Source organism: Thermofilaceae archaeon, from assembly GCA_038731975.1.
Lineage (GTDB): Archaea > Thermoproteota > Thermoprotei > Thermofilales > Thermofilaceae > JANXEW01.
The window spans coordinates 1-2800 of record JAVYQJ010000079.1 but is presented as its reverse complement, the minus strand read 5'-3'; the positions used below and the strand labels follow the sequence as shown (position 1 = coordinate 2800).

Here is a 2800-nt window from a genome sequence, read left to right as displayed (position 1 = left end):
CAGCATATACTTTCTAAAATAGCTTCACCAGATAGAGAGACTACAGCTGTCTTTCTCCCATCGTTCACGTCTAGGGGGAGAGCGGCGGAAACGGTATCCGGCATCCAGCTGGGTGCTGTTACGATTCTTGCAAGCCTATATTCGTTATTAGAAGGCTCGATAAAGGTAGAGTTCTCTCCCTAAGAACAGCTAGTGGGTATAGATTCGTGAACAAGGGATGAATCTGCCGAACTTTTCTCAAGCTAGATAAAAGCATAGCCACAACATCGGAAACATCCATGCTCACTAGACGCATTAAAAATGGCTTTAGCCGCTGCGCTAACGGGTAAGTGAAATAAGCTCTACGTCATGCTGGCTGTGTGGTACGCTTGTGTGATGAGCTGCTGGGTAAGCGAGACCCTGAAGGGTACTACGTCATCCTCGCGAAGCTCGAGGCACTGCCTCTGCTTGAGGGCTTCGACGTGCGGGTGGAGCAGAACCCCTCCCTGCTGGTGGTGAGGGTGAAATCCCGCAGCGTGGCGCGCAAGATCTGCCGAATCCTCCAAGCGCGGAACCTCCTCGTACACCCTTAGAGCATGGCAGTGCTCAACCAATCGAGTGCTCTCGCGGATTCTGCTCAAGGCTTCCCGGCTTCAGCTTCTCCTTCAGCTTTCTCCCCCTCTCAATCGCTTCGAGCTTCTCCTCGAGGCTCCTGTGGTACTCGATTCTGTGCTTTACATCCTCCCAGACTTTTCTCCAGTAGTAGAAGTACTCCGAGATTTCAAGCTCGTCCCCGAAGAGGACGATGTAGTTATCGATGATCGAGGCTTTCACCTTCAATGGTAGCAACTCGAAAACCCTCACATCGTAGATCGGCTTAAACCTGCCGATGAGGCTGCGCTGAATCTCCAGGTTCTTACCCTGATCCTTCAGCCTCGTAATCACAGCTACGTCAATGTCCGACCCCTCTCTAAACTCCCCTGTCACGTAGGAGCCGAAGACAACCGCTTCGAAGCTCGAGAGAGCTTGGAGATCCCTCTTAATCTCCTCGAGACTGGGCTTCGAGCGCATTCTCAACCCTCCTTATGAACTCGAAAAGCGTCTCCTTAACCCTATCGACGGACTCGAGAACCAGCTTCTTATCCAACCTGTTGTACCTGTGAACCAGCCAGTTCCTCAACCCATTGCACATCTTCAGCTTTGTAGCTAGCTCCTCATCGATCACTCCGATTTCTCGGAGGTACTCGATATTCGTGTAATCGTCTTCAACGCGCCTGCCGAGATCCTTGACAAGCATCGCACAGGTATCCATGGCAGCTTCGATCGAAGTAAGAGATTGTAAAACGTCCCGCTAACCTCAATCGGCCTTTCAGGCCGTTCAGGGATCTCGCTCAAAGCCTCAATGATATACTCGATCTTCTCCTTGTACCGCTGAAACCTCATCGGGATTCGATATCGAGAGAGCCGTTTTAGTCTTTCCGGTGACAGACCGGCACGCCACGAGCCTCCGCCCGGAAACTCGAAGCGATTATGCTGCCGGGTACGCTTTCAACGGGGTTAGCTGAGTCACTTTCACTCCGACTAGCTTTTCGATTATCTCCGCCACCCTTGAAAAATCCTCGTCGGCTGTGAGCAGCTCCTCCAAATCCCCCCGATCCCTCAAGGCATCGATGTAGGCGAGGTGCATCAGATCTAACGCCCCTAGGCTGATGGTGCTCGACAGCTTGAGAGCCCTGGAAACCGGTTTGCTGACCGCCAGGAAATAATAGCTTTCAGAACCCTCGACTTTCACGTACCTCAACTTGAACCTTCTCACGATGTATAGGATCGCTGCGGGTAGAAGCAGGTCACGCGCCTCAATTCCCAAGCCCCGAGCTAGATCCCGGCGCAACCTTCCTCTACGTTTGGGGGATCGTCTAGGTTGTTTAGTCGCGGCTAAACTGCTTTCTTCCAACGGTTACGCCCGGGGGAAGGCGATCCTTAATGACGGCAGAAAATGCAGGAGTATGGTTCCGCAGGGTGAGATACGGTGAGATAAAGGAACCTCCTTTAGCTGTAGGCCAGTGGTAACGCTTAAAGCACTAGCTGGCCTTTCGATGCTGGGATGGGCCACATAGTGGCAGAGGTTAGGCTCTACAACCCTTATGACACTTCCAGGTCTTTGGCGCTGAGGCTGCTAGTTGATACGGGTAGTGCTTACAGCTGGGTTAGGCGGGAGAGACTCGAGAGCCTAGGCATAAAGCCAATGGCGAAGTGGAAGTTCAGAACGATCGAAGGGAGGGTTGTTGAGCGTGAGATCGGTGAGGCCGTGTTTGAGTGCTTGGGTGAGAGGGCTACTAGGATTGTCGTATTCGCGGAGGGGGATGATGCTGAGGTCCTGGGGGTTGACGCCCTAGAGGGCTTGAGGCTCGAAGTCGATCCCGTGACGAGGCAGCTCAGGAAGGTTGAAGCTCTACTTGCACTGTAGATCGATTCTCCCGCGCTAACCTCCTGGTGGTTAGAGGGTTCACAAGGAGCGGCGCGCGAATGCTTAAATCACGTTTGTACAGCCTAGTCCGCAATGGAGAGATATCAGCCGGGCTACCCTTCACTTAACTCTCTCATCGAGGCTAGGATTAGGGAGGTGAACGACGCTCTGCAGCTCCTCAGGAGTCTCGTGGCTAGGCGGTTTGAGGAGTTGACGGTTTACGAGAAGCTTGCTATCAGGTACCTCGTCATACAGCTTGTTGAAGCTGCGGCTGGCATATGCGTACGTCTGCTCTTGAGGGTTTACGGCGAGACGGCTGAAGGCTACCCGGAGTGCTTTACGAGACTCGCGTCG

Annotated in this window: 7 protein-coding genes; 4 read left to right on the top strand and 3 right to left on the bottom strand. The window is 53.2% G+C overall.

Annotation, left to right across the window (positions count from 1 at the left end):
• Together QXF46_09660 and QXF46_09655 are read left to right on the top strand one after the other, a co-directional pair.
• Window positions 1-183 (top strand): hypothetical protein (locus tag QXF46_09660; protein MEM0227128.1); only part of this gene is annotated, 183 nt, incomplete at its 5' end.
• A gap of 185 nt (window positions 184-368) precedes the next feature.
• Entirely contained in the window at window positions 369-572 is a 204-nt protein-coding gene (locus QXF46_09655) for a hypothetical protein (GenBank protein MEM0227127.1), read from the top strand.
• Window positions 573-585: 13 nt separating this feature from the next.
• Here QXF46_09655 and QXF46_09650 read toward each other — a convergent pair whose 3' ends face one another.
• The 3 genes from QXF46_09650 to QXF46_09640 all read right to left on the bottom strand — a co-directional run bounded on the left by QXF46_09650 (window position 586) and on the right by QXF46_09640 (window position 1846).
• The gene (locus QXF46_09650) at window positions 586-1050 is read right to left on the bottom strand and encodes a nucleotidyltransferase domain-containing protein (GenBank protein MEM0227126.1); all 465 of its coding nucleotides are present in this window, start codon (window positions 1048-1050) and stop codon (window positions 586-588) included.
• A complete protein-coding gene (locus tag QXF46_09645) occupies window positions 1019-1303 on the bottom strand; it encodes a DUF86 domain-containing protein (GenBank protein ID MEM0227125.1) in 285 nt (94 codons plus the stop codon). Before QXF46_09645 ends, QXF46_09650 begins: the two co-directional genes overlap by 32 nt.
• 204 nt (window positions 1304-1507) lie before the next feature.
• The gene (locus QXF46_09640; GenBank protein MEM0227124.1) at window positions 1508-1846 is read right to left on the bottom strand and encodes a hypothetical protein; all 339 of its coding nucleotides are present in this window, start codon (window positions 1844-1846) and stop codon (window positions 1508-1510) included.
• A 237-nt stretch (window positions 1847-2083) separates the two neighbouring features.
• On the opposite strand from QXF46_09640, the gene QXF46_09635 reads away from it, so the two are divergent.
• A complete protein-coding gene (locus QXF46_09635) occupies window positions 2084-2446 on the top strand; it encodes a hypothetical protein (protein ID MEM0227123.1) in 363 nt (120 codons plus the stop codon).
• Window positions 2447-2539: 93 nt separating this feature from the next.
• Window positions 2540-2800: hypothetical protein (locus QXF46_09630; GenBank protein MEM0227122.1), on the top strand; the 261-nt coding region annotated here is incomplete at its 3' end.

Bases quoted from the DNA above. Each gene is read 5' to 3' on its own strand.
- QXF46_09650 (MEM0227126.1), bottom strand. From the start codon at position 1,050: ATGCGCTCGAAGCCCAGTCTCGAGGAGATTAAGAGGGATCTCCAAGCT.
- QXF46_09635 (MEM0227123.1), top strand. From the start codon at position 2,084: ATGGGCCACATAGTGGCAGAGGTTAGGCTCTACAACCCTTATGACACT.